Source organism: Kineococcus vitellinus (assembly GCF_009906315.1).
GTDB classification, from domain to species: Bacteria; Actinomycetota; Actinomycetes; order Actinomycetales; family Kineococcaceae; genus Kineococcus; species Kineococcus vitellinus.
Window position 1 is genome coordinate 1 of sequence record NZ_JAAALL010000331.1, and the last position, 4,453, is coordinate 4,453.

General features: G+C 78.7%; 4 protein-coding genes. 3 read left to right on the forward strand and 1 reads right to left on the reverse strand.

What is annotated here, in order from left to right; translation table 11 throughout:
* The first annotated feature begins 196 nt into the window (after positions 1-196).
* Genes GTQ99_RS20160 through GTQ99_RS20170 form a run of 3 tightly spaced genes read left to right on the forward strand, consistent with a single transcriptional unit; the run spans position 197 to position 3,113 of the window.
* A complete protein-coding gene (locus GTQ99_RS20160; protein WP_166617494.1) occupies positions 197-925 on the forward strand; it encodes a winged helix-turn-helix domain-containing protein in 729 nt (242 codons plus the stop codon).
* Positions 926-936: 11 nt separating this feature from the next.
* Complete coding sequence (locus GTQ99_RS20165; protein ID WP_166617495.1) at positions 937-2,457, forward strand: ATP-binding protein; 1,521 nt, start codon at positions 937-939, stop codon at positions 2,455-2,457.
* Positions 2,454-3,113 (forward strand): GerMN domain-containing protein, encoded by a 660-nt coding sequence (locus GTQ99_RS20170; protein ID WP_166617496.1) that lies wholly within the window; start codon positions 2,454-2,456, stop codon positions 3,111-3,113. The genes GTQ99_RS20165 and GTQ99_RS20170 overlap by 4 nt, the downstream gene beginning before the upstream one ends.
* Here the strand turns inward: GTQ99_RS20170 and GTQ99_RS20175 are convergent.
* The coding region (locus tag GTQ99_RS20175; protein WP_240897830.1) for an FAD-dependent oxidoreductase at positions 3,065-4,453 on the reverse strand (1,389 nt) is incomplete at its 5' end. The two genes, GTQ99_RS20170 and GTQ99_RS20175, sit on opposite strands and share 49 nt — an antisense overlap.

Consider the following 4,453-nt stretch of genomic DNA (forward strand, 5'->3'; position numbering starts at 1 on the left):
GTCCGCGTGCCCCCCGGCGCACCCCGCCGGCCGCGGGGACGTTGGCCGCCCCACCGGTTCCCCGCCGGGGCGTGCCTCCACCCTGGCGTCGCCGTGTTGCGGTTCTCCGGTCGACTCCTTTGCGATCGCGTGACGATCCGCGCCGCGATCGCACCGCCGGTGCCCCGGAGCGCTCCGCTGCTGGCAGCATCCGGGTGTGCACCCGCACGTGCTGGTCCTCGACGACGACGACGGCATCCGCACGTCCCTGACGCTGGCGCTGGAGGACGAGGGCTACCAGGTCACCGGCTGCGCCAGCGCCGAGCAGGCCCTGCGCGCCGTCGCGGCCGCCGCCGGTGACCGGCAGGGCCAGCCGGACGTGCTCGTGGTGGACCTCATGCTCGGCGGCATCGACGGCTTCACCTTCATCCGCCGGGTGCGCCCGATCTGCCCCGCCCCCGTCATCGTGCTCTCCGCCCGCCACGACAAGAGCGACATCGTCGCCGCGCTGGAGGCCGGTGCCGACGACTACGTGACCAAGCCGTTCGACCTCGACGAGCTGTTCGCCCGCCTGCGCGCGCTGCGGCGGCGGGCCGGGTCCGAGGCCGGCGGGCACGGCGGGGAGCGCGAGGAGGCGCTGGTGCTGGACTCCGAGGACGGTCCCCTCGTGCTGGACGCCGCGGCCGGCACCGTGCGCCGCGGCGGGCGCGAGCTGCACCTGACGGTCACCGAGTTCCGGCTGCTGGGGGAGCTGGCGAGCGCGCCGGGACGCGTGCTCAGCCGGCAGGCGCTGCTGCAGCGGGTGTGGGAGCGCGGCTTCTTCGGCGACGAGCGCATCGTCGACGTCCACGTGCGGCGGCTGCGCACCAAGGTCGAGCACGACCCGTCCGCGCCCCGGCTGATCACCACGGTCCGCGGGCTGGGTTACCGCCTGGACCCGCGGTGAGGGCGGTCGGGGTGCGGTCGACCACCGGCAGGCGCTGGCGCTCGCCGGGGCTGCGCGCCGGGGTGACGCTCTCGTTCACGGTGGGCGCCAGCGCGCTGGCGACGCTGGCGGCCCTGGGCACCCACGCGCTGACCCGCGAGCACCTGCTGAACCAGCGCGAGGAGAGCGCCCTGCGCCAGGCGTACGGGGACGCCTCGTCGGTGCGCGAGGGGTTGCGCACCGCGGGCCTGCCCGTCGAGGACGTGCTCGCCGCGATCGCCCCGCCCAGCGGTTCGGAGCTGCTGGTGCAGCGCGCGGGCAGCTGGTACTCCACCTCCCTGGACGCGGGCGCCGCCGACGTGCCCGCGCCGTTGCGCGAGGCGGTGCGGGCGGGCAGCGCGGCCACGATGTGGACGCGGGTGCAGGGGCGGCCGGTGCTGGCCGTGGGGGTGCCGCTGCCGGCCGTCGACGCGCAGTTCTACGAGGTCGCCGACGTGCAGGAGCTGCACCGCACCCTGGGCGCGGTGCGCACCGCGCTGGGCGCCTTCGCGCTGTCCACCGCCGCCGGTGGCGCGTTGCTGGGGGTGTGGGCCTCCGGGCGGGCCGTCGCCCCGCTGAACGCGGTGGCCCGCACCGCCGCCCGCATCGCCGGCGGTGAGACCGGGACCCGGCTGCCGCCCACCGACGACCCCGACCTGGCCACCATCGTCGGCGCGTTCAACAGCATGGTGGAGGCCCTGGAGGAGCAGATCCAGCGCGAGGCGCGCTTCAGCTCCGACGTCAGCCACGAGCTGCGTTCCCCGCTGACGACCCTGGTGACCAGCGTGGCGCTGCTGCAGCGCCGCCGCGAGGAACTGCCGCCGCGCTCGCAGCGGGCCCTCGACCTCGTCGGGCGCGAGCTGGAGCGCTTCGCCCGCACCCTGGACGACCTGCTCGAGCTGGGGCGCCTGGAGTCCGGCGCCGGTGCGCGCGAGCGGACGCGGGTGGACGCCGTCGCGCTGGTGCGCCAGGTGCTCGACGGCAGCGGGCGCACGGGGGTCCCGGTGCACGTGGCCGCTCCCCGGGCCGGGGGCGGCGCCGCGGGAGCGGGTTTCCCGGTGCGGGTCGACACCCGGCAGCTGAGCCGGGCGCTGGCCAACCTCTTCGACAACGCCGACCGGCACGGCGAGGGGCTGCTCGCCGTGCAGGTGGAGCGCGACGGCCCGTGGGTGCAGGTGCTCGTCGACGACGCCGGTCCCGGGGTCGAGCCGGCCGATCGCCAGCGCATCTTCGAGCGCTTCGCGCGCGCGGGTTCGCGGGGTTCGCTGCCCGGGTCCGGGCTGGGGCTGAGCCTGGTCGCCGAGAGCGTGCGCGCGCACGCCGGTGCGGTGCGCTGCACCGCCTCCCCGCTCGGCGGGGCGCGCTTCGTCGTGCGGCTGCCCGCCGCCGACGGTCCCGGCGGTGCCGGTGGTCCCGGCCTCCCCGGTGGTTCCACCGCCACCGGTGCTCCCGGCGCCGACGGCGCGGCCGGGAGCGCGGGGAGCGCCTCGGTGCCCGCGCGGGGGGAGCGGTGAGGCCGCGGGTGGTGCAGGTGCTCGCGGCGGGAGCGCTGGCGGCCGGCGTGCTGGCCGCCGCCGGCGCGTGCGGCACCCCCGCGGACGAGCAGGCGCGGGCGATCGCCTCCGCCGAGGTGCCGTACGGCCTGCTGGCCCCCGAGCAGCCCTCCACCGCAGGCGACGGCGCGACGGCCACCAGCGGCCCCGGCCCGCGGGCGTACTTCCTCACCACCGGGCAACTGCTCGTGCCGGTGGCGGTCCCGGTGGCGGTGCCCGCGGCCGCCGGTGCGCCGGGTCCCGACGAGGCTGCCGCGCTCGGCGCGCTGCTGCAGCGGCTGGGCGCCGGCCCCGACGAGGGCGAGCGCGCCCGCGGCCTGGCCAGCGCGCTGGGGCCGGACGTCGCGCTCGGCGTGGAGGGCCTGCGCGAGGGCGTGGCGCGCATCGCGGTCGACGGGCTGGGGGACAACCTCGCCGTCGACCGGCTGCCGCTGGCGGTCGCGCAGGTGGTGCTGACGGCCACCAGCGCCCCCGGCGTCCAGGCGGTGCAGCTGGTGCGCGAGGGGCAGGTGCTGGAGGTCCCGCTGCCGGGCGGGCAGCGCACCGCCGAACCGCTGCGCGCCGGGGACTACGCCTCCCTGCGGGACCCCCGGGGCGCGCCGCCGCCCGCCTCGTGAGACGCCCCGTGGGCGAGCCCGCGCCGCAGCGCCGTGGACCAGGCGAGCAGCGGCAGGCAGGTGCGGGTGAGGGCCGACCCGGCCGGGGTGGCGCCGGCGAGGATGCGCCGGACGGTGGTCATCGACAGCTCGACGACGGCGCTGCCCCGGTGGCGCATGCCGGTCTCGAAGGTGCTGACGGCGGTGCGCAGCGTCTGGGTCCCGGCGCGGGCGGCGGTGAGTTCCACCACCAGGGCGTGGGCGTCGAGGACGGCGGTGCCGGCGCCCTTGCCCGCGGTCGGCGGGGTGGCGTGGACGGCGTCGCCCAGGGCGGTGATGGCGCCGGCCGGCCAGGGCGCCGTGTCGCGCGCCAGCGCCGGCCCGACGGTGAAGGAGTAGGCGGCCACGGTCGCGGGGTCGGTGCGGGCGAGGACCTGCAGCGGTGCCGGGCCCCAGCCGGCGGCGCGCAGCGCGTCGAGGGTGGTGTCGCGCAGCGGTCCGCCCCGCTGCTCGCGCAGACCCCGGGGCGCCGTCGCGGTGGGGAACATCGCCCCCCAGACGTACGTCGGTCCGGTGGTGACGGAGGCCCGCTCGCCGGGGGCGTCGAGGACCGCGAACCCGTCGGGGTCGAGGTAGCCGGTGTAGAGGGCGGTGCCGCGGGGCCCGACGGTCAGGCTCGAGCGCGGCCCCAGGCGCGCGGCCTCGCCCGAGTCCAGGTCGCTGCTGCGGGTGCGGCCGGAGACGCCGACGATCCCGGCGGGGCGGCTGGTCGGGTGCCCGGCGAGGTGGGTGACGACGAGGGAGTTCGGCCCGTCGGCACCCACCAGCAGGTCGCCGACGGCCACGGTGCCGTCGGCGAACCTGGCCCGCACCTGCCCGCCGGGGCCGGGGTCGCGCTCGACGCCGGTGCAGGTGCTGCCCAGCACGAGGCTGTCGCCGGCGGCCTCCGCCAGCAGCAGGCGCAGCGTGATGCGGTCGACGTCGATGCTGTCGGGGTCCAGGCCGGCGACCTCGAGGTCGCCGAGCAGGCGTCCCCGCCAGTCCCACCACACGTCCGGCGGGCGCCGGCGCACCGCGGAGGCCGACGCGAGCAGCCGGGCGTACACCGCCGGTTCCAGCAGTTCCCGCAGCGCCGCCTGTGCCGGGCGGTCCAGGGTGATGTGGTACCCGCCGGTGGCGGCGGGGTCGGTGTCGCGCTCGTGGACCACCACCTCGAAACCGGCCCGGCGCAGGCCCGCGGTGAGCGCGAGCCCGCCGATGCCGCCTCCGACGACGACGACCCGCGCGCCCGCCGCGGGCGGTGCGGGTGCCCCGGACGTCGCGGGGGCCGCGGGCTGCGGGCCGGTCGCGGGGCGGGTGGC